This window comes from Pseudomonas sp. 5C2 (assembly GCF_034314155.1).
GTDB lineage: Bacteria > Pseudomonadota > Gammaproteobacteria > Pseudomonadales > Pseudomonadaceae > Aquipseudomonas.
The window spans coordinates 158,322-179,490 of record NZ_JAVIWH010000003.1 but is presented as its reverse complement, the minus strand read 5'-3'; the positions used below and the strand labels follow the sequence as shown (position 1 = coordinate 179,490).

General features: G+C 56.8%; 20 protein-coding genes. 16 read left to right on the top strand and 4 right to left on the bottom strand.

The window, feature by feature from the left end; translation table 11 throughout:
- Nucleotides 1-135 precede the first annotated feature (135 nt).
- On the top strand, nt 136-1,470 hold the full coding sequence (gene hisD, locus RGU44_RS15510) for a histidinol dehydrogenase (RefSeq protein ID WP_322181864.1): 1,335 nt from the start codon (nt 136-138) through the stop codon (nt 1,468-1,470).
- A complete protein-coding gene (gene hisC / locus RGU44_RS15505; RefSeq protein WP_322217968.1) occupies nt 1,467-2,510 on the top strand; it encodes a histidinol-phosphate transaminase in 1,044 nt (347 codons plus the stop codon). The genes hisD and hisC overlap by 4 nt, the downstream gene beginning before the upstream one ends.
- A 70-nt stretch (nt 2,511-2,580) precedes the next feature.
- Here hisC and algW read toward each other — a convergent pair whose 3' ends face one another.
- The gene (gene algW, locus RGU44_RS15500) at nt 2,581-3,738 is read right to left on the bottom strand and encodes a Do family serine endopeptidase AlgW (protein WP_322181860.1); all 1,158 of its coding nucleotides are present in this window, start codon (nt 3,736-3,738) and stop codon (nt 2,581-2,583) included.
- Between the two features lie 114 nt (nt 3,739-3,852).
- Between algW and RGU44_RS15495 the strand changes: the two genes are divergently transcribed.
- From RGU44_RS15495 to cysN, 3 genes are all read left to right on the top strand, one after another.
- Nucleotides 3,853-4,611, top strand: coding sequence for a Nif3-like dinuclear metal center hexameric protein (locus RGU44_RS15495; RefSeq protein ID WP_322181857.1), 759 nt, complete (start codon nt 3,853-3,855; stop codon nt 4,609-4,611).
- A gap of 135 nt (nt 4,612-4,746) precedes the next feature.
- On the top strand, nt 4,747-5,664 hold the full coding sequence (gene cysD, locus RGU44_RS15490; protein WP_219062283.1) for a sulfate adenylyltransferase subunit CysD: 918 nt from the start codon (nt 4,747-4,749) through the stop codon (nt 5,662-5,664).
- A 14-nt stretch (nt 5,665-5,678) separates the two neighbouring features.
- Complete coding sequence (cysN, locus tag RGU44_RS15485; RefSeq protein WP_322217966.1) at nt 5,679-7,574, top strand: sulfate adenylyltransferase subunit CysN; 1,896 nt, start codon at nt 5,679-5,681, stop codon at nt 7,572-7,574.
- Between the two features lie 1,217 nt (nt 7,575-8,791).
- Here the strand turns inward: cysN and RGU44_RS15480 are convergent.
- Nucleotides 8,792-9,226 carry a YhcB family protein gene (locus RGU44_RS15480; RefSeq protein WP_322181852.1) on the bottom strand — a complete coding sequence of 145 codons (435 nt, stop codon included), beginning with the start codon at nt 9,224-9,226 and terminating at the stop codon, nt 8,792-8,794.
- 145 nt (nt 9,227-9,371) lie between these two features.
- Between RGU44_RS15480 and RGU44_RS15475 the strand changes: the two genes are divergently transcribed.
- From RGU44_RS15475 to zapE, 3 genes are all read left to right on the top strand, one after another.
- A complete protein-coding gene (locus RGU44_RS15475; protein ID WP_322278455.1) occupies nt 9,372-10,001 on the top strand; it encodes an alpha/beta hydrolase in 630 nt (209 codons plus the stop codon).
- Between the two features lie 54 nt (nt 10,002-10,055).
- Nucleotides 10,056-11,399: a tryptophan--tRNA ligase gene (locus RGU44_RS15470; protein ID WP_322217963.1), complete on the top strand. Its 1,344-nt coding sequence runs from the start codon at nt 10,056-10,058 to the stop codon at nt 11,397-11,399.
- 67 nt (nt 11,400-11,466) lie between these two features.
- Complete coding sequence (gene zapE, locus RGU44_RS15465) at nt 11,467-12,561, top strand: cell division protein ZapE (protein ID WP_219062277.1); 1,095 nt, start codon at nt 11,467-11,469, stop codon at nt 12,559-12,561.
- Nucleotides 12,562-12,599: 38 nt separating this feature from the next.
- Here zapE and RGU44_RS15460 read toward each other — a convergent pair whose 3' ends face one another.
- On the bottom strand, nt 12,600-13,520 hold the full coding sequence (locus RGU44_RS15460; protein WP_322278453.1) for a GlxA family transcriptional regulator: 921 nt from the start codon (nt 13,518-13,520) through the stop codon (nt 12,600-12,602).
- Nucleotides 13,521-13,739: 219 nt separating this feature from the next.
- Between RGU44_RS15460 and RGU44_RS15455 the strand changes: the two genes are divergently transcribed.
- Nucleotides 13,740-14,876: an acyl-CoA dehydrogenase family protein gene (locus tag RGU44_RS15455; RefSeq protein ID WP_322217960.1), complete on the top strand. Its 1,137-nt coding sequence runs from the start codon at nt 13,740-13,742 to the stop codon at nt 14,874-14,876.
- Between the two features lie 17 nt (nt 14,877-14,893).
- On the opposite strand, the gene RGU44_RS15450 is transcribed toward RGU44_RS15455, so the two are convergent.
- Nucleotides 14,894-15,931: an NADP(H)-dependent aldo-keto reductase gene (locus tag RGU44_RS15450; protein WP_322217957.1), complete on the bottom strand. Its 1,038-nt coding sequence runs from the start codon at nt 15,929-15,931 to the stop codon at nt 14,894-14,896.
- A 249-nt stretch (nt 15,932-16,180) separates the two neighbouring features.
- On the opposite strand from RGU44_RS15450, the gene rplM reads away from it, so the two are divergent.
- The 7 genes from rplM (at nt 16,181) to RGU44_RS15415 (ending at nt 21,136) form a co-directional block, all read left to right on the top strand.
- Nucleotides 16,181-16,609, top strand: coding sequence for a 50S ribosomal protein L13 (rplM, locus tag RGU44_RS15445; RefSeq protein ID WP_322181840.1), 429 nt, complete (start codon nt 16,181-16,183; stop codon nt 16,607-16,609).
- Nucleotides 16,610-16,623: 14 nt separating this feature from the next.
- Nucleotides 16,624-17,016, top strand: coding sequence for a 30S ribosomal protein S9 (gene rpsI / locus RGU44_RS15440; protein WP_219062273.1), 393 nt, complete (start codon nt 16,624-16,626; stop codon nt 17,014-17,016).
- A 255-nt stretch (nt 17,017-17,271) separates the two neighbouring features.
- Nucleotides 17,272-17,865, top strand: coding sequence for a ubiquinol-cytochrome c reductase iron-sulfur subunit (gene petA, locus RGU44_RS15435; protein WP_219062272.1), 594 nt, complete (start codon nt 17,272-17,274; stop codon nt 17,863-17,865).
- Nucleotides 17,865-19,076, top strand: a complete 1,212-nt coding sequence (locus RGU44_RS15430) for a cytochrome bc complex cytochrome b subunit (RefSeq protein ID WP_322181836.1) — start codon at nt 17,865-17,867, stop codon at nt 19,074-19,076. Before petA ends, RGU44_RS15430 begins: the two co-directional genes overlap by 1 nt.
- On the top strand, nt 19,076-19,855 hold the full coding sequence (locus RGU44_RS15425; protein ID WP_322181834.1) for a cytochrome c1: 780 nt from the start codon (nt 19,076-19,078) through the stop codon (nt 19,853-19,855). The genes RGU44_RS15430 and RGU44_RS15425 overlap by 1 nt, the downstream gene beginning before the upstream one ends.
- A gap of 232 nt (nt 19,856-20,087) precedes the next feature.
- Complete coding sequence (locus RGU44_RS15420; protein ID WP_219062269.1) at nt 20,088-20,705, top strand: glutathione S-transferase N-terminal domain-containing protein; 618 nt, start codon at nt 20,088-20,090, stop codon at nt 20,703-20,705.
- Between the two features lie 17 nt (nt 20,706-20,722).
- A complete protein-coding gene (locus RGU44_RS15415; protein WP_322181832.1) occupies nt 20,723-21,136 on the top strand; it encodes a ClpXP protease specificity-enhancing factor in 414 nt (137 codons plus the stop codon).
- Nucleotides 21,137-21,169 lie beyond the last annotated feature (33 nt).

Here is a 21,169-nt window from a genome sequence, read left to right as displayed (position 1 = left end):
TGCGCGACGTTAAGTCGCGCCCATCTATCCGTGTCATAGCCAAATTTCTCAGGTGCCCGCGCGGATGGCTTGGTAGCTTAGGGCGATCACGCCCACCCGGCACCTGAGCAAATCGCCAATTATTGAGGCTTCGCTATGACCGCTTCCACTGCAATACGCCGACTTGATGCTGCTGACTCAGACTTTGCACGCCATCTGGATCATCTGCTGAGCTGGGAAAGTGTGTCTGACGACTCAGTTAATGAGCGTGTACTCGACATCATCAAGGCTGTGCGTGAGCGTGGTGACGCGGCGCTGGTGGAATTCACTCAGCGTTTCGACGGGCTTGAAGTGGCCACCATGGCAGAGCTGATTCTGCCCCGCGAGCGCCTGGAGCTGGCCCTGACCCGCATCACTGCTGCGCAACGCGAAGCGCTGGAAAAAGCCGCCGACCGCGTGCGCATCTACCACGAAAAGCAAAAACAGGACTCCTGGACCTACACCGAAGCCGACGGCACGGTGCTGGGCCAGAAGGTCACGCCTTTGGACCGTGCAGGTCTGTATGTGCCCGGTGGCAAGGCGTCTTATCCGTCATCGGTATTGATGAATGCGATTCCGGCCAAAGTGGCTGGCGTGGCCGAAGTGGTCATGGTCGTACCGACGCCTCGTGGCGAAATCAATGAGCTGGTCCTCGCGGCGGCCTGCATTGCGGGTGTTGATCGCGTGTTCACCATCGGCGGCGCTCAGGCAGTGGCCGCGCTGGCCTATGGCACCGAAAGCGTACCCAAGGTCGATAAAGTCGTCGGCCCTGGCAACATCTATGTTGCCACCGCCAAGCGTCACGTCTTCGGCCAGGTCGGCATCGACATGATCGCCGGTCCTTCAGAAATTCTGGTGGTGTGCGATGGCCTGACAGATCCGGACTGGATCGCCATGGACCTGTTCTCCCAAGCCGAGCACGACGAAGACGCTCAGGCGATTCTGGTCAGCCCGGATGCCGAGTTCCTCGACAAAGTGGCGGCGAGTATCGCCAGGTTAATGCCGACCATGGAGCGCGCCGAGATCATCAAGACCTCGATCACCAGCCGTGGCGCCCTGATCAAAGTGGCCGACATGCAGCAGGCCATTGAAGTGGCCAACCGTATTGCCCCGGAACACCTTGAGTTGTCGGTGGCCGATCCTGAAGCCTGGTTGCCGCAGATTCGCCATGCGGGTGCGATCTTCATGGGGCGTCACACCAGCGAAGCGCTGGGCGATTACTGCGCCGGTCCGAACCACGTATTGCCGACCTCCGGCACCGCGCGTTTCTCGTCACCGCTGGGGGTGTATGACTTCCAGAAACGTTCGTCGATCATTTATTGCTCGGAACAAGGTGCTTCCGAGTTGGGCAAAACGGCCTCGGTGTTGGCGCGCGGTGAGTCCCTGACCGCCCATGCCCGTAGCGCCGAATACCGGATCGTCGACAGCAAAGAACAGGAAAAAAAAGCATGAGCAAATTCTGGAGTCCTTTCGTTAGCGGTCTGGTGCCTTACGTGCCGGGTGAGCAGCCGAAGCTGACCAAGCTCAACACCAACGAAAATCCGTACGGGCCATCGCCAAAAGCATTGGCGGCGATGCGCGCCGAGCTGTCCGACGACCTGCGCCTGTACCCGGACCCGAACAGCGACCTGCTTAAGCAGGCGGTTGCCAGGTATTACGGCGTGCAGGGTAATCAAGTGTTCCTCGGCAATGGCTCCGATGAAGTGCTTGCTCACGCCTTCAACGCGTTTTTCAAGCACGATCTACCCCTGCTTTTTCCGGATATCAGCTACAGCTTCTATCCGGTGTATTGCGGTTTATACGGGATCGATTTCACCGCAGTGCCGCTGGACGAGCACTTCCAGATTCGTCTTGAGGATTACGCGCAGCCTAACAGCGGCGTCATTTTCCCTAATCCGAATGCGCCAACCGGTTGCCTGCTGGCGCTGGACGCCATTGAGCAGTTGCTCAAGGCCAATACCGAATCGGTAGTGGTGGTGGACGAGGCATACATCGACTTTGGTGGCCAAACCGCGATCAGTCTGGTGGACCGTTACCCGAACCTGCTGGTCACGCAAACCCTATCCAAGTCGCGTTCGCTGGCTGGGCTGCGGGTGGGCTTGGCGGTGGGGCATCCGGATCTGATCGAGGCGTTGGAGCGGGTCAAGAACAGCTTCAACTCTTATCCACTGGATCGCTTGGCGATTGTCGGTGCGGCCGCTGCGTTTGAAGACCGTGAGTATTTCGACGCCACCTGCAAGGCAGTTATCGACAGTCGTGACGCGTTGGTCGAGCAGTTGAAGGGCAAGGGTTTCGACGTATTGCCTTCAGCGGCCAACTTCATCTTCGCGCGTCACCCGAAGCATGACGCAGCGGGGCTGGCGGCCAGGTTGAGGGAGCAGGGCGTTATCGTTCGGCACTTTAAACAAGAACGCATCGCGCAGTTCCTGCGGATCAGCATTGGTACGCCAGAGCAGAATCAGGCGTTGCTCGAGGGGTTGGGCGAGCTCTGATTTATAAGGTTTGCTAGAAAAGCCGTGGAAGCGAACTCATTCGCTCCCACGGTCTAGTTGATTTACCGCGTTATTCTTCTGTTGCTGGCTTCGTCAGCGGCGGCGGACGCAAGCCGACTTCAGCGGTCAGCTTGATATCCTTACCGTTGCGCATTACCTCAATGTCGATTTTGTCGCTTGGCTTGGTGCGCGCTACCTGATTCATCGAACGCCGACCATCGCCGGCAGGTTCGCCGTTGATGCTCAGGATCACGTCGCCGAGTTGCAGACCCGCTTTTTGCGCCGGGCCGTCCTGGAAAATGCCGGCCACCACAATGCCTGGGCGGTCTTTCAAGCCGAAAGACTCGGCCAGGTCCTGGGTCAGTGGTTGAACTTCGATCCCTAGCCAGCCGCGAATCACCTGGCCGTGCTCAATGATTGCTTTCATCACCTCCAGCGCCAGTTTGGTCGGGATCGCAAAGCCTATGCCTTGCGAACCGCCGGACTTGGAGAAAATCGCCGTGTTGATCCCGGTCAGATTACCGGCGGCATCCACCAACGCCCCGCCGGAGTTGCCGGGGTTAATCGCCGCATCGGTCTGGATGAAGTCTTCGTACGTATTGAGGCCCAGTTGATTGCGCCCAGTGGCACTGATGATGCCCATGGTCACGGTCTGGCCGACCCCAAACGGGTTGCCGATTGCCAGCGCGACGTCGCCGATACGGATGTTGTCCGAGAGGGCGATGGTGATCGCGGGCAGATTCTTCAGGTCTATTTTCAGGACTGCCAGATCGGTCTCGGGGTCGCTGCCGATCACCCGGGCCAATGTTTCACGACCATCCTTGAGTGCCACCACGATCTGATCAGCGCCAGCGGTCACGTGGTTGTTGGTCAGCAGGTAGCCTTCCGGGCTCATGATTACGGCTGAGCCGAGGCTCGACTCCATACGCCGCTGTTTGGGCAGGTTGTCGCCGAAGAAGCGTCTAAATTGCGGGTCTTCGAACAGTGGGTGATTCGACTTGTTGACCACTTTGGTCGTGTACAGGTTGGCCACGGCAGGTGCCGCGATGATAACCGCATCGGCATAGGACACCGGCCCCTTCTGTACCGTAGACGACTGCGGCGCCTGTTGTAGATTGACGTCTTGGCTAGGCAACCCCACCCATTGCGGGTAGCGCTGAATAACCAGCAGAGCGATGAGCACGCCAGCCAGCAATGGCCAGCCGAAGAAACGCAGTGCCTTGAGCATTGAGCAAAGTCCTGATGATTGCCAAGCGCAGCAGCTTTTTGCCTGAGCTGCGCCATAATGGCGGGCATTATACGAGTACCGAGCAGCGCTGAACTGCATATTTAGGAGTCTTTTATGGCTGTTGCCCTGAGCACCCTGGTCGAGGAAGCGGACCGCTATCTGAGCAGCTCGCGGATCCAGGATTATTGCCCCAACGGATTACAAGTCGAGGGCCGTCCGCAAGTGATGAGGATCGTCAGCGGTGTCACTGCCAGTCAGGCCTTGCTCGATGCCGCGGTCGAGGCTCAGGCTGATTTGATCCTGGTGCATCATGGCTACTTCTGGAAGGGCGAGAATCCTTGCGTCACGGGCATCAAGCAGCGTCGCCTGAAAACGTTGCTCAAGCATGACATTAGCTTGTTGGCTTACCACCTGCCGCTGGACCTGCACCCCGAAGTCGGGAATAACGTGCAACTGGCTCGCCAGCTGGACATCACCGTCGAAGGCCCCCTGGATCCGGACAATCCGCGCATCGTCGGGCTGGTGGGTTCGTTGGCCGAGCCTGTGACGCCCCGTGACTTCGCCCGGCGAGTGCAGGACGCGCTGGGTCGAGAGCCGTTGCTGATCGAAGGCAGCAAAATGATTCGTCGGGTCGGGTGGTGCTCCGGGGGTGGTCAGGGTTATATCGATCAGGGTGTGCTGGCCGGTGTCGATCTGTACCTCAGTGGCGAGGCATCGGAGCAGACGTTTCATAGCGCGCGGGAAAACGACATCAGTTTTATCGCCGCCGGTCACCACGCCACCGAGCGCTATGGTGTTCAAGCGCTGGGGGATTATTTGGCGCGACGCTTTGCACTGGAGCATCTGTTCATCGATTGTCCTAATCCGATTTGAAGACCCAAACGAGGCGATCTATTCATAGAACGTTTCGATCTAGCTGGCCCCCTGAATAGAAGCAGGCGCTGTGCTAGAGTGCCCGGCTCGAACACGGCCCGCTGGCCGTCCATCCGTACGTTTTCGTGAGTAGCTATGGTCGACAAACTGACGCATCTGAAACAGCTGGAGGCGGAAAGCATCCACATCATCCGCGAGGTCGCCGCCGAGTTTGATAACCCGGTGATGCTGTACTCCGTCGGTAAAGATTCCGCCGTAATGCTGCACTTGGCGCGTAAAGCGTTCTTCCCGGGAAAATTGCCGTTTCCGGTGATGCATGTCGATACCCGGTGGAAGTTCAAGGAAATGTACAGCTTCCGCGATCGTATGGTCGAAGAACTGGGCCTGGATCTGATCGTGCACGTCAATCCGGACGGCGTGGCGCAGGGCATCAGCCCTCTGACTCACGGCAGCTCCAAACACACCGATATCATGAAGACCGAAGGCCTCAAACAGGCCCTCGACAAATACGGCTTCGATGCCGCGTTTGGTGGTGCTCGCCGCGATGAAGAGAAGTCTCGCGCCAAAGAGCGTGTGTATTCCTTCCGTGACAGCAAGCATCGTTGGGACCCGAAGAACCAGCGTCCCGAGCTGTGGAACGTGTACAACGGCAAGGTCAACAAGGGCGAGTCGATCCGGGTATTCCCGCTGTCGAACTGGACCGAGCTGGATATCTGGCAGTACATCTACCTCGAAGGCATCCCGATCGTACCGCTGTATTTTGCGGCCGAGCGTGATGTGATCGAGATGAATGGCACCCTGGTCATGATCGACGACGAGCGTCTCCTGAACCACCTCAGCGATGAGGACAAGGCGCGTATCGTCAAGAAGAAAGTGCGTTTCCGTACACTCGGCGACTACCCGTTAACGGGCGCGGTTGAGTCCGAGGCGACCAGCCTCACGGATATCATTCAGGAAATGCTCCTGACGCGAACGTCCGAACGCCAGGGCCGAGTCATCGATCACGATGGCGCCGGTTCCATGGAAGACAAGAAACGTCAGGGCTATTTCTAAACAGGGTGTCTCACATGTCGCATCAATCAGAATTGATCAGCGAGGACATCCTCGCCTATCTGGGCCAGCACGAACGCAAGGAACTGCTGCGCTTCCTCACCTGCGGTAACGTCGACGACGGCAAGAGCACGCTGATCGGCCGCCTGTTGCATGACTCCAAGATGATCTACGAAGATCACCTGGAAGCCATTACCCGCGACTCGAAAAAAGTCGGCACCACCGGCGACGATATCGACCTGGCATTGCTGGTAGACGGCCTGCAGGCCGAGCGTGAGCAGGGCATCACCATCGATGTCGCGTATCGCTACTTCTCCACCGCCAAACGCAAATTCATCATTGCCGATACCCCAGGCCATGAGCAGTACACCCGCAACATGGCCACTGGTGCGTCGACTTGTGACCTGGCGATCATTCTGGTGGACGCCCGTTACGGCGTGCAGACCCAGACCCGCCGCCACAGCTTCATCGCGTCGCTGTTGGGCATCAAGCACATCGTCGTCGCCATCAACAAGATGGACCTGAAGAACTTCGATGAAGGGGTTTTCGAGTCGATCAAGGCCGATTACCTGAAGTTTGCCGATGGCATCGCGCTCAAGCCGACCACCATGCATTTCGTCCCGATGTCCGCGCTGAAGGGCGACAACGTGGTCAATCACAGCGAGCGTTCGCCGTGGTACACCGGCCAGACGCTGATGGAAATTCTCGAGACCGTAGAGTTTGCGGCGGATCGTAACTTCACCGACCTGCGTTTCCCGGTGCAGTACGTTAACCGTCCGAACCTGAACTTCCGTGGTTTCGCCGGCACCCTGGCCAGCGGCATCGTGCACAAAGGCGATGAAATCATCGTGTTGCCGTCCGGCAAGACCAGTCGGGTTAAATCCATCGTCACCTTTGATGGCGAACTGGAACACGCCGGTCCAGGCCAGGCCGTGACCCTGACCATGGAAGACGAAGTCGACATCTCCCGTGGCGACTTGCTGGTGCATGCCGACAGCATTCCGCAGATCACTGACAGCTTCGACGCGATGATGGTCTGGATGGCTGAAGAGCCAATGCTGCCGGGCAAGAAGTACGACATCAAGCGCGCCACCAGCTACGTGCAGGGTTCTGTTGCCAGCATCGCCTACAGGGTCGACGTCAACACCTTGGCCGAAGGCCCGGCCAGCGCGTTGCAACTGAACGAAATCGGTCGGGTCAAGATCAGTCTCGACAGCGCGATTGCGCTGGATGGCTATGACAGCAACCGCACCACGGGTTCTTTCATTGTTATTGATCGGTTGACCAACGGCACCGTTGCCGCGGGCATGATCATCGCTCGCCCAGTCGTTGTCGGTGGTAGCCATCATGACTACAAGGCTCACGTTGCCACTGAAGAGCGTGCGCGCCGTTTCGGCCAGCAGCCTGCCACCGTATTGTTCAGCGGCTTGTCCGGCGCTGGCAAAAGCACTCTGGCCTATGCCGTGGAGCGCAAGCTGTTCGACATGGGGCGTGCGGTTTACGTGCTTGACGGCCAGAACCTGCGCCATGACCTGAACAAAGGTTTGCCGCAGGACCGTGCCGGGCGTACCGAAAACTGGAGACGTGCCGCGCATGTCGCACGCCAGTTCAACGAAGCGGGCCTGCTGACACTGGCAGCATTCGTTGCGCCGGACGCCGAAGGTCGCGAACAGGCTAAGTCGCTGATCGGTGATGATCGTCTGATCACCGTTTACGTCCAGGCTTCGCCAGCGGTCTGCCGCGAGCGTGATCCGCAGGGTCTGTATGCCGCCAATGGCGACAACATCCCGGGTGAGTCCTTCGCGTATGACGTGCCATTGAATGCCGATCTGGTGATCGACACTCAATCGCTGTCACTCGACGACAGCGTCAAGCAAGTCCTGGAACTCCTGCGCAGCCGCGGCGCGATCTGATCGCTGTCCGCTGACAAAAAGACCCTGCGAAGGCGTGATTCTTCGCAGGGTTTTTTATGGCCTGTAAGTTGTGCATCAGATGATGTTTTGTGGGTGTCAAAGCGCAAAATAATAGTCTGAGTTATCTATGCATATGTATGGCCTGGGCGAGGTATTAATCTGATCAAGTGGGTGCTCAATTATTGTTTGTAGAGATAAGTATGAGTATTCAATATGTTCCGTTTCAAGGAAGTGGTTCTTCAGTATTGCCACCCAATCAGATCATGTCGCCAGGATTCTGGTATCTCCGAATGGGCGTTTCCGATTGGAGTTGCAAGGCGACGGGAACTTGGTGATCAAGGATCACGGCGTGGTTGCCTAGATTGCTGACACTGGCCAACCTTATAGCAAGACTCTGTCCTCTCAAAAGAAAATGGTTGGGGCTCCGCGCTTCATTGTGAGCAACAGTGGCTTCTTGTACGACAGCCTCCGGAGCCGTACCTGGATTGCCGAGAGCAGCCACACGCGTGACAAGTCAGTCTGGTACAACAGCTATTTGGCCTTGCAGGATGACGGGAATATGGTCATCTACGACAATCGAACAGGGGCCTTATGCTGGGCTCGCTTTGGGTTTGTGCCTGGACGATCTGTGCCAAAAATATATAAAATTTTGTTTCAGTCAAAAGAGCATCCCATCTGGAGGTTTGACTTCTGGTGATTTTTCAAGGGGTACGATATTAGATGCGATTGTAGGCGTTAGCGGCGTTCGGCACACTCAGGCCTGTCAGGGTTGATGTCGCATTTAAAATCTAGGTCGGGGTCGTGTTTTTTAAACATGAAGCAGTTTCTATAGCAGTCTTCCGATACGCAGCCTGAAAGCAGTACACAGATGATGATCGTTACGATTGTTTTCATATGTCCTCCTAATTTCGGAAGAGCACAGTTTCAGGTCGAAATGTTATATAGACTCCGCAGTCCGAAAGTGTTGTAGGAAAAATCTATATCGAATCGCTGCCACTCGACAACAGCGTCAAGCAAGTTCTGGAACTGCTACGCAGCCGCGGCGCGATCTGATGGGTATGAGGCGGTGTGTCTGACACACCGCCATCGCGGACAAGGGGCTCCTACAGGTTTGCGGCACACAAAACCCTGTGAGCGTGTTTGCAACTACGCTTCCCGCCCAAATAAAAAAACCGTCGCTCGGTCAGAGCGGCGGTTTTTTGTGTTTTGAGCTCAGTTTATTTTTTCAAACCGTAATGCTCATCGAGCATGCCGGGGGCGTTCGGTGTTTTGGGCGCGTAATCCTTCGGCGCTTCTGTGGTGCGGGGTGGCGTCAGTCGGTCGCGAGGCGCTTGTGGCGCATCGGCGTGCAGGCTGGCCAGCAAGCGTTGACGTGTCACTTCGTCCAGCGCCAGGCGGTTGGCACCATCGGAGAGATGGTCCTGTACTTCCTGGAAATTCTGCGAAAGCTTGTTCACCAGGGTTGCCGTGCTGTTGAAGTGGGTAACCACTTCGTTCTGATAACTGTTGAAGCGCTCCTGAACATCATCCAGCTGACGCTGCGTGCTGTTAGGGGCGGCGTTGGGCAGCAAACGAGCGACCAGGAAACCAATGACGACGCCGACAACCAGGGCAAGCGTCGGCAACAACCAAACTGAGAGCGAGAGTTCCACGAGTCCTTCCTCTATAAACGGCTTTGCTTTACGTTAACGGCTCGAACCTGTGCTGTATACCGTGACACGCTCACGGGTATGCAAGTCACAGACTATCAGCTAGACGAGTCGACCCATTTCGAGGTCACGGAGTTCATTCTTGCTCATCCGCGAAACCCCTGTATTGATTGATGGCCCGGTAGGCCAGCTTGAAGCCCTTTACCTCGATCTTGAGGACGCCCGCGGCATGGCGCTGATCTGCCATCCTAACCCGGTGCAGGGTGGAACCATGCTCAATAAAGTCGTGTCGACGTTGCAGCGCACTGCTCGCGACTCCGGTTTGATCACCCTGCGCTTCAATTATCGCGGGGTTGGCGCCAGCGCTGGCGCACACGATATGGGCTCTGGCGAAATCGATGACGCCGAAGCCGCAGCGCAATGGTTGCGTGAGCAGCATCCTGAACTGCCGATCACGCTGTTTGGGTTCTCCTTTGGCGGCTTTGTCGCCGCCAGCCTGGGCGGACGCCTGGAAGCCAAGGGTGAGCAACTGAGTCATCTGTTCATGGTGGCTGCGGCGGTGGCGCGTCTGGGTAATGAGCATGTACTGCCGCAGAACTGCCCGCTGACCCTGATTCAGCCCGAGGCTGATGAGGTTGTCGACCCGCAAGCGGTTTACGCATGGTCCGACGCCCTTGAGCGCCCCCATGAGCTACTGAAAGTGGCAGAATGTGGGCACTTTTTTCATGGCAAGCTGACCGAGCTCAAAGAGCTGGTCCTGCCGCGCCTTTCGAATTGATTGCAGCCACAAGCGTCTGACTCCATAGGCGCCTAACCCTATAAGCGACTAGCCATGACCACTCGTATCCTGACCGGTATCACCACTTCCGGCACGCCACACCTTGGCAACTATGCCGGCGCCATCCGTCCGGCCATCGTCGCCAGCCGCCAGAGCGATGCCGATTCATTCTATTTCCTGGCCGACTACCACGCGCTGATCAAATGCGATGACCCGCTGCGCATTCAGCGCTCGCGTCTGGAAATCGCTGCAACCTGGCTGGCTTCTGGCCTGGACGTGAATCGGGTCACTTTCTATCGCCAGTCGGATATCCCGGAAATTCCTGAACTGACCTGGCTGCTGACCTGTGTCGCGGCCAAGGGGTTGCTCAACCGCGCACATGCCTACAAGGCTTCGGTGGACAAAAACGTCGAAGCCGGCGAAGACCCGGACGCAGGCATCACCATGGGCTTGTACAGCTATCCGGTGCTGATGGCCGCCGACATCCTGATGTTCAACGCGCATAAAGTGCCGGTCGGTCGTGACCAGATTCAGCACGTCGAAATGGCTCGCGACATCGGTCAGCGTTTCAACCATCTGTTCGGCAAGGGCAAGGAATTCTTTGTCATGCCCGAAGCTTTGATTGAGGAGGGCGTTGCCACGCTGCCGGGGCTGGACGGGCGCAAAATGTCCAAAAGCTACGACAACACGATCCCGTTGTTCAGTAGCCCCAAGGACATGAAAGAGGCGATCTCGCGCATCGTCACTGACTCGCGTGCGCCGGGCGAAGCCAAGGATCCTGATAATTCGCACCTGTTTACCCTCTATCAGGCCTTCGCAACGCCTGAGCAAGGCGCTGAGTTCCGTTCTGAGCTGTTGCAGGGCCTGGGTTGGGGCGACGCCAAGCAGCGCTTGTTCCAACTGCTGGAGAGCGAGCTGAGCGAGGCGCGTGAGCGCTACCACGGGTTTATGGAGCGTCCAGCCGATCTGGAAGACATTCTTCTGGCGGGTGCGGAAAAAGCGCGAAGCGTCGCAACACCGTTTCTCGGTGAGTTGCGTGAGGCGGTCGGCCTGCGTTCTTTCCGCAGCGTCGTACAAAGCGCGGACACCGGTAAGAAAAAAGCAGTGAAGGGCGCGCGCTTCGTCAGCTTCCGTGAAGATGACGGCAGTTTCCGTTTCCGGCTGCTGTCTGCCGATGGTGAGCAATTGCTGCTGTCGCGCAATTTTGCCGACGGCAAGACGGCCGGTGCTGTCAGCAAGCAGCTACAGCAAGGCGGCGAACTGGACCTGCGCAGTGAGGAAGACCGTTTTAGCGTATGGCTGGAGGGTGCTTGTGTGGCAGACAGTCCGCTGTTTTCCGACAGCGTTGCGCGTGACGCAGCCATCGAAAACCTGAAAACGGCACTGGCCCCGCAATAGGTCTGATTGCCATTTTCAAGGGTCGTCGCTACAGTGGCGGCCCGTTTTTCTTGCCTTGCTAACGAATATGACCCCCCTAGAACGATATCAAGCTGATCTGAAAAACCCCGACTTCTTCCACGATGCTGCGCAGGAAAACGCTGTGCGCCATTTGCAGCGCCTGTACGACGATCTGGTCGCCGCGCAGCAGAACAAGCCAGGGATGTTCGGCAAACTGTTCGGCAAGAAAGAGCAGGTGCCCGTCAAGGGCGTGTACTTCTGGGGTGGCGTTGGCCGGGGCAAGACGTACCTAGTCGATACCTTCTTCGAAGCCTTGCCGTTCAAGGCAAAGGTTCGCACTCACTTCCACCGCTTCATGAAGCGTGTGCACGAAGAGATGAGGACTCTCAGCGGCGAGAAGAATCCGCTGGTCCTGATTGCCAAGCGTTTTTCCGATGAGGCGCGAGTGATCTGCTTCGATGAATTTTTCGTTTCGGACATCACCGATGCGATGATTCTCGGGACCTTGATGGAAGAGTTGTTCAAAAACGGCGTAACCCTGGTCGCTACGTCGAACATTGTGCCGGACGGTCTGTACAAAGACGGTCTGCAGCGCGCGCGCTTCTTGCCTGCCATCGCCCTGATCAAGCAGCACACTGAAATCGTTAACGTCGACAGCGGTGTGGATTACCGTCTGCGCCATCTGGAGCAAGCCGAGCTGTTCCATTTTCCGCTCGATGCTGCCGCCGAGGAGAGCCTGCGCAAGAGTTTCCGTGCATTGACTCCGGACTGCGCCCAAGCGACCAAGGACGACGTGCTGATGATCGAGAATCGTGAGATTCGCGCGCTGCTGACGTGCGATGACGTGGCTTGGTTCGATTTTCGTGAACTGTGCGACGGCCCGCGCAGCCAGAATGACTACATTGAACTCGGCAAAATCTTTCACGCCGTGTTGATCAGCGGCGTCGAGCAGATGAGTGTGACCACTGACGATATCGCTCGGCGCTTTATCAACATGGTCGACGAGTTCTACGACCGCAACGTCAAGCTGATCATTTCCGCCGAGGTTGAGCTAAAAGACCTGTACACCGGTGGCCGCTTGAACTTCGAGTTCCAGCGCACGCTCAGCCGTCTGCTGGAAATGCAGTCCCATGAGTTCCTGTCGCGGGCACACAAGCCCTAGGCTGGATGCACAGCCTTCGTAGGGTGTGCCCATTCACCTCAAGCCGCTTGCAGAAACTGTTGTCGATACTGGTTCGGTGACAGTTCGGTGTGCTGGCGGAAGAGTCGGGCAAAGAAGCTGGCATCGTCGTAGCCGACTTCGTAGCTGATGGTCTTGATGCTTTTGCGGGTGCCGGAAAGCAGGCCCTTGGCGGTTTCTATGCGCAGCCTTTGCAGGTAATGCAGGGGCTTGTCTCCCGTGGCGGTCTGGAAGCGGCGCATGAAGTTGCGGATGCTCATGCTGTGTTCCCGGGCGACATCTTCGAAGCGAAACTTGTCAGCAAAATGCTCTTCGAGCCATTGCTGTATCTGCAGAATGATCACGTCCTGATGCAGTTTTTGCCCGCCGAAACCCATTCGTCCCGGCGAATAGTTGCGTTGCACCTCGTAAAGAATGTCGCGGGCTACGGCTTGCGCGACATTGGCCCCGCAGAAGCGCTCGATCAGGTAGATGTACAGGTCGCAGGCTGACGTCGTGCCGCCCGCGCAATACACATTGTCCGCATCGGTCAGGTGCTTTTCCTGATTGAGCAGCACCGCAGGGAAGCGCTCGCCAAACTCGCTGAAGAATCGCCAATAAGTGGTCGCCTCCTTGCCATCGAGCAGGCCTGCCTGTGCCAGCCAGAAAACGCCGCTGGCTTCGCCGCACAGTACGGCGCCCTTGGCGTGTTGCTCGCGCAGCCATGGCAGCACTTGAGGGTAGCGCAGGCACAGTGTATCGAAGTCATCCCAGAACGCGGGCAGGATGATCACATCGCTGTGTTCCAGGCCGCCATCCACGGGCAGGATCACATCGCTGAAACTGCGCACAGGAAGCCCGTCTGGGCTGACGATACGGGTTTCGAAGGTCGTTTTGAGGCCCTGGCCCAGCTGTTTTCCATAGCGCAGGCTGGCGAGATGGAAAAAATCTTTGGCTTGCATCAGGGTTGAAGCGAATACCCCCTCAATGGCCAGGATGCTGACGCGCCGCAGGGGCGCGGAGTGTTGGGTAGACATAATTCTTTTGTTCTTATATGGGAAAGTGGTCAAACAACGGCTGGATCGTCTTATTTTTTGGCGGATGTGTCCAGTGTCCTCGCGCAGGTCATGGGCTTAGGCTCTGCATGCCAATCCGGGCTTACCCACTTTCGCAGGTGCCGCATGATCCCTAGAACCCTGTTCAGCTCCGAGCACGAACTTTTCCGTAGTAGCGTACGTAAATTCCTCGAACAGGAGGCCGTGCCTTTTCATGCTCAATGGGAAAAACAGGGCTACATCGACCGTGCACTTTGGAACAAGGCGGGGGAGCAGGGGATGCTGTGCTCGCACCTGCCCGAGGAATATGGCGGCATGGCGGCTGACTTCCTTTACAGTACCGTGGTGATCGAGGAGGTCGGTCGGTTGGGTTTGACTGGTATTGGTTTCTCTCTGCACTCGGACATCGTTGCGCCGTACATCCTGCATTACGGCAGCGAAGCGTTAAAGCTCAAGTACCTGCCCAAGCTGGTGTCGGGCGAGATGGTGACCGCGATCGCGATGACCGAGCCGGGCGCAGGCTCGGACCTGCAAGGGGTGAAGACCACCGCCGTGCTGGACGGTGACGAGTATGTGATCAACGGTTCGAAAACGTTCATCACCAACGGCTTTCTGGCCGATTTGGTCATTGTGGTGGCGAAGACCGACCCCAAAGCGGGCGCCAAAGGCACCAGTTTGTTCCTGGTTGAAGCCGATGCACCGGGCTTCGCCAAGGGTAAGCGTCTGGAAAAGGTCGGGATGAAGGCGCAAGACACGTCTGAACTGTTTTTCCAGGACGTGCGTGTGCCCAAGGAGAACCTCTTGGGGCAGGCCGGCATGGGGTTCGCGTACTTGATGCAGGAATTGCCGCAGGAGCGCCTCACCGTCGCCATAGGGGCCTTGGCATCGGCTGAGGCAGCGTTGGCGTGGACGTTGGCGTACACCCGGGAGCGTAAGGCGTTCGGCAAGGCGATTGCCGAGTTCCAGAACACTCGCTTCAAGCTCGCCGAAATCGCGACCGAAGTGCAGATCGGTCGCGTGTTCGTTGATCGTTGCCTGGAGCTTCATCTGCAAGGCAAGCTGGACGTGCCGACAGCCGCGATGGCGAAGTATTGGTGCACGGACCTGCAATGCAAGGTGCTCGACGAGTGCGTGCAACTGCATGGTGGCTACGGCTTCATGTGGGAATACCCGATTGCCCGGGCTTGGGCGGATGCTCGGGTGCAGCGGATTTACGCCGGGACCAACGAAATCATGAAAGAGATCATCGCCCGGGCGTTGTAACGCAGGTTGGCGCCGTATTACGGCGCCGGGTTTGGGTGATCCTTGTGAATCGCTTCGATGCCTGCCAGCACTTCATCGGAAAGATTTAGCTCGAAACTGGCGATATTGCTGTCCAGTTGTTCGAGGGAGGTCGCGCCGATGATGTTGCTGGTGACGAACGGTTGGCAAGTGACGAAAGCCAGGGCCATTTGCGCAGGGTCGAGGCCGTGCTCACGCGCCAGAGCGACGTAACGGCTGCAGGCGGCTTCCGATTGCGGATTGAAATAGCGGCTGAAGCGGCTGTAAAGGCTCAGGCGGCCTTTGGGCGGTCGTGCGCCGTTTTCGTACTTTCCTGACAGTATGCCGAAGGCCAGTGGCGAGTAAGCCAGCAGGCCGCATTGCTCGCGAATGGCGATTTCTGCAAGGCCGACCTCGAACGTCCGATTGAGCAGGTTGTAAGGGTTCTGGATCGACACTGCACGCGGCCAGCCGCGGCTTTGCGCCAACTCCAGAAATTTCATTGTGCCCCACGGCGTTTCGTTGGACAGGCCGATGTGCCGGATTTTGCCAGCCTTGACCTGCGCGTCGAGTGCTTCGAGGGTGTCTTCGAGGGGCGTGAACTCGCCTTCTTTGTGCGTGTAGCCCAGTTGGCCGAAGAAGTTGGTGCTGCGGTCGGGCCAATGCAGCTGGTACAAGTCGATGTAGTCAGTCTGCAGGCGCTTGAGGCTGGCATCCACGGCGGCAACGATGTGCTCGCGATTGTGTTTGAGGTTGCCGTCACGGATGTAATCAATGGTGTTGCCAGGCCCGGCGATCTTGCTGGCCAGAATCCAGTCGGCGCGATCACCTCGGGTTTTGAAGTAATTACCGATGAACCGCTCAGTGGTGGCGTAGGTGTCGGCTTTGGGGGGTACAGGGTACATTTCCGCCGTATCAATGAAGTTGATCCCGGCAGCCTTGGCTCTTTCGATCTGTGCAAAGGCCTCTGGTTCGCTGTTCTGCTCGCCCCAGGTCATGGTGCCCAGACACAGGGCGCTGACATTCAGGTCGGTCCGGCCGAGTCGGCGGTAATCCATATTTTTCTCCTTAAATTGAGGGGAATCATAAAAGCAGGTTGAAATTTTTTTCGCAATCGGCATAATTCCGCAGCTCTTTGCAGTGGAAGTGATGCGCCGTCTGCCGAAGAATCTTGCCGTATTACGGACGCGCCGACCCGAGCCCCCGACAGCGTCTGTTTCCGGCTGCCTTTGACCTTGTCAAAGTACGCACTATTCAGTAAGATCCGCCGTCTAATTTATCAGGGCGGCCCCTGAGGCTATTAAAGAATGAAGACTTTTACTGCTAAACCGGAAACAGTTAAGCGCGACTGGTTCGTCGTCGACGCTGCTGGTCAGACCCTGGGTCGTCTGGCGACCGAGATCGCGAGCCGTCTGCGTGGCAAGCACAAACCGGAATACACTCCGCACGTCGATACTGGCGATTACATCGTCGTTATCAACGCTGAGCAAATCCGCGTTACCGGTGCTAAAGCCACCGACAAGATCTACTACTCACACTCCGGTTTTCCGGGCGGGATCAAGTCGATCAACTTTGAAAAGCTGATTGCCAAAGCTCCTGAGCGCGTGATCGAGACCGCGGTTAAAGGCATGCTGCCTAAAAACCCGCTGGGTCGCGACATGTATCGTAAGCTGAAAGTCTATGCGGGCACTGCACACCCTCATACTGCTCAGCAGCCCCAAGAACTGAAGTTTTAACGGAATAGTTCATTATGTCGGCGACTCAAAATTACGGCACTGGCCGTCGCAAGACCGCAACCGCTCGCGTTTTCCTGCGTCCTGGTACCGGTAACATCTCCATCAACAACCGTACCCTCGATGGGTTCTTCGGTCGCGAAACTGCCCGTATGGTAGTTCGTCAGCCGTTGGAACTGACCGAGATGACCGAGAAGTTCGACATCTACGTCACTGTTATCGGTGGCGGTGTAAGTGGTCAAGCTGGCGCAATCCGCCACGGTATCACTCGCGCTCTGATGCAGTACGACGAAACCCTGCGCGGCGCTCTGCGCAAAGCAGGCTTCGTGACTCGCGATGCTCGTGAAGTTGAACGTAAGAAAGTTGGCCTGCGTAAAGCGCGTAAGCGTCCGCAGTACTCGAAGCGTTAATTCGCTGCTTCGTTCAAAAGCGCCCAGTTTCCTTTCGGAGCTGGGCGTTTTTTATGGGCGTTCATTTTAGGTGTGACAACTTGCCACATCAGCGGGCGCCGCGTGTTATAAGGCTTCAAGCCGTTTCAGGATGGTAATTACCTTGTCAACTAAGGGGCTTTTCATTACCATTCGGCAAAATTTTTACACAGTTCAGATTTTTACTTAGTAGATGCCTGGTTTAACAGGTCACAGAGCTGATGGGAGAGGAACGGAATGAGCAATGACGGCGTGAATGCAGGCCGGCGTCGCTTCCTTGTAGCAGCCACGTCCGTCGTGGGTGCTGCAGGAGCGGTGGGGGCTGCGGTCCCGTTCGTGGGGTCATGGTTTCCCAGTGCCAAGGCGAAAGCCGCAGGTGCACCGGTAAAGGTGAATGTCAGCAAGATCGAAGCCGGTCAGCAGATGATTGCTGAGTGGCGAGGTCAGCCGGTGTTCATCGTTCGTCGTACCGAAGAAATATTGGGAAATCTGAAGAAGATCGAAGGGCAACTTTCCGATCCGAACTCCAAGAACTCAATACAACCGACCTACGTCGACCCGGAGACACGTTCGATCAAGCCAGAGATTCTTCTGTTGGTCGGAATTTGTACCCACTTAGGCTGTTCTCCGACGTTTCGTCCTGAAGTCGCACCCGTTGATCTGGGTAAAGACTGGGTGGGCGGATACTTCTGTCCATGCCACGGCTCTCACTACGATCTGGCCGGACGCGTCTACAAATCGCAACCAGCCCCTTTGAATTTGCCAGTGCCGCCGCATTCCTATGAGTCGGACAATGTTATTGTCATTGGCGTCGATCCGGAGAAAGCGTGATGAGCAAGTTCATGGACTGGGTTGATGCGCGCTTTCCCGCCACAAAAATGTGGGAAGACCATCTCAGCAAATATTACGCACCAAAAAACTTTAACTTCTTCTACTTCTTCGGCTCGCTGGCTTTGCTGGTGCTGGTCAATCAGATCGTTACAGGTGTCTGGCTGACCATGAGTTACACGCCGTCGGCTGAAGAGGCGTTTGCTTCCGTCGAATACATCATGCGTGACGTGGAATATGGCTCGATCCTGCGCCTCCTCCACTCCACCGGGGCCTCTGCCTTCTTTATCGTGGTTTATCTGCATATGTTCCGTGGCTTGCTCTACGGTTCCTACCAGAAGCCGCGCGAGTTGGTGTGGGTCTTCGGGATGCTGATCTACCTGGCGCTGATGGCTGAAGCCTTCATGGGTTATCTGCTGCCTTGGGGCCAGATGTCCTACTGGGGCGCCCAGGTGATCATCTCGCTGTTCGGTGCGATTCCGGTGATTGGCGGCGACCTGACGCAGTGGATTCGTGGTGACTACCTGATTTCCGGGATTACCCTGAACCGCTTCTTCGCCCTTCATGTGGTCGCTTTGCCGATCGTCATTCTGGGTCTGGTGGTGTTGCACGTTCTGGCGCTGCATGAAGTCGGTTCGAACAACCCTGATGGCGTCGACATCAAGAAACACAAAGACGAAAACGGTATACCGCTGGACGGCATTGCCTTCCACCCGTACTACACCGTGAAAGATATCGTCGGCGTGGTGGTGTTCCTGTTCATCTTCTGCTCGATCGTGTTCTTCTTCCCGGAAATGGGTGGTTACTTCCTCGAGAAGCCTAACTTCGAAGTGGCGAACGCCTTCAAGACCCCATTGCACATTGCTCCTGTTTGGTACTTCACGCCGTTCTACGCGATCCTGCGTGCGATTCCGGACAAACTCATGGGCGTTATCGCCATGGGTGCTGCGATTGCCGTACTGTTCGTGTTGCCATGGCTCGACCGTAGTCCGGTCAAGTCCATGCGCTACAAAGGCTGGCTGAGCAAGGGCTGGTTGGTAGTGTTCTGCATAGCCTTCGTGATTCTGGGTGTGTTGGGTGTTCTGCCACCAACCCCTGAGCGCACGATCCTGTCGCAGGTCTGTACATTCCTGTACTTCGCCTACTTCATTCTGATGCCGTTCTATACCCGGCTCGAGAAGACCAAACCGGTTCCAGAAAGGGTGACTGGCTGATGAAAAAGCTATTTGCTGTATTGATGTTTGCGCTTCTGCCTACCCTGTCCTTTGCAAACGCAGAGGGCCCTGAGTTGGAGAAGGTCGATATCGACGTGTCTGACAAGGCCGCGATGCAGGATGGGGCGCGTACCTTCGCCAACTACTGCATGGGTTGTCACAGTGCCAAGTTTCAGCGCTATGAACGCGTTGCGGACGATTTGGGCATCCCTCACGATCTGATGCAGGAAAAACTGATATTCACCGGCGCCAAAATTGGCGACCACATGAGTATCGGCATGCAGCCTTCTGATGCGAAAGCCTGGTTCGGCGCGGCACCGCCCGATCTGACCCTGGTGGCTCGTGTGCGTGGTACTGACTGGCTCTACAGCTACCTGCGCTCGTTCTACGAAGATCCGACACGTCCTTGGGGCGTGAACAACGTGATTTTCCCGAACGTCGGCATGCCAAACGTTCTGGCAGGCCTGCAAGGTCGTCAGGTGATTGGTTGCAAGCAAGTGCAAGTGGTTGAGGACGGCAAGAAGCAATATGATCCATTGACCGGTACTCCGCTGACTCATGAAGCGTGCGATCAACTGACCGTGTTGCCGAAAACCGGTGCGCTGACCGAAGAGCAGTTCGATGAGAAGGTCAAGAATATCGTGACCTTCCTGGCCTACTCGGCGAACCCGGTGAAGCTGGAGCATCAGCGCATCGGTACGTATGTGTTGCTCTACCTGGCGTTCTTCTTCGTATTCGCTTACCTGCTGAAGCGCGAATACTGGAAAGATGTCCATTGATCAAGTTGTAATCCCTGCTGTTAACGATGCGCGCCCTAGGGCGTCTCTTTAAAGATAACGAGCGTGGGGCAGGTAGGGCGAGGGCGGTCGGGTTGGGTCATTCATGTTCGATGGATGAGCCGCCGGGCTGCTTTCAACGGCCACCTGTTTCTGCGCAGTCGATATCGGAGGCGCCCTTTGGGCGCGCTCGTTTTTCTGCTTCTGAAAACTTTAACAAGCGAGGAGGACCGCCATGGGCGTGACCAATCGGTTGGCCTGTTACTCCGACCCCGCCGACCACTATTCCCACCGCGTGCGCATTGTGCTCGCAGAGAAAGGTGTCAGCGCTGAGATCATTGATGTAGTGGCGGGTCGTCATCCGCCGAAGCTGATCGAGGTGAACCCGTACGGCAGCGTGCCAACACTGGTCGATCGTGACCTGGCGCTGTACGAGTCGACAGTGATAATGGAATATCTGGATGAGCGTTACCCGCATCCACCTCTGCTGCCGGTCTATCCGGTCGCGCGTGCCAATAGCCGTCTGCTGATTCATCGTATTCAGCGTGATTGGTGTGGTCTGGTGGATTTGATTCTGGATTCGCGCAGCAAAGAGCCCGCGCGTGTTCAGGCGCGTAAAGAGCTGCGTGAAAGCCTTACTGGCGTTTCTCCGCTGTTCGCGGATAAACCTTTTTTCCTCAGTGAAGATCAAAGTTTGGTCGACTGTTGTCTATTGCCCATACTCTGGCGTCTCCCGATCCTGGGTATAGAATTGCCGCGGCCAGCCAAGCCGCTGCTTGATTACATGGAGCGCCAATTTGCGCGTGAAGCTTTCCAGACAAGTCTGTCCGGTGCTGAACGCGATATGCGCTAAGGCTTAAGGAGCCGTTAATGAACTCCAGTCGCCCTTATTTGATTCGCGCTTTGTATGAGTGGATCGTCGATAACGATAGCACCCCGCATATGCTGGTCAATGCGGAGTACCCGTCGGTGCAGGTCCCTCAGGGCTTCGCCAATGACGGCCAGATTGTTTTGAATGTATCGCCCAGTGCCGTGCGTCATCTGCACATGGATAACGATGCCGTCAGCTTTGAAGGCCGCTTCGGTGGCGTGCCGCACACGTTGTACGTCCCTGTAGCTGCGATTCTGGGCATTTATGCCCGGGAGAATGGCCAGGGTATGGTTTTTGATCTGGAGCCTCCGCTGGAGGATGACGACGTGATCGAGCCGGATGATGACAGTCCGCCACCAGGTAGCGAACCACCGCGACCTACCGGCAGGCCCAGTCTGAAAGTGGTCAAGTGATCTGAAGCAAACGAGTCAAAAAAAAGGCGATCC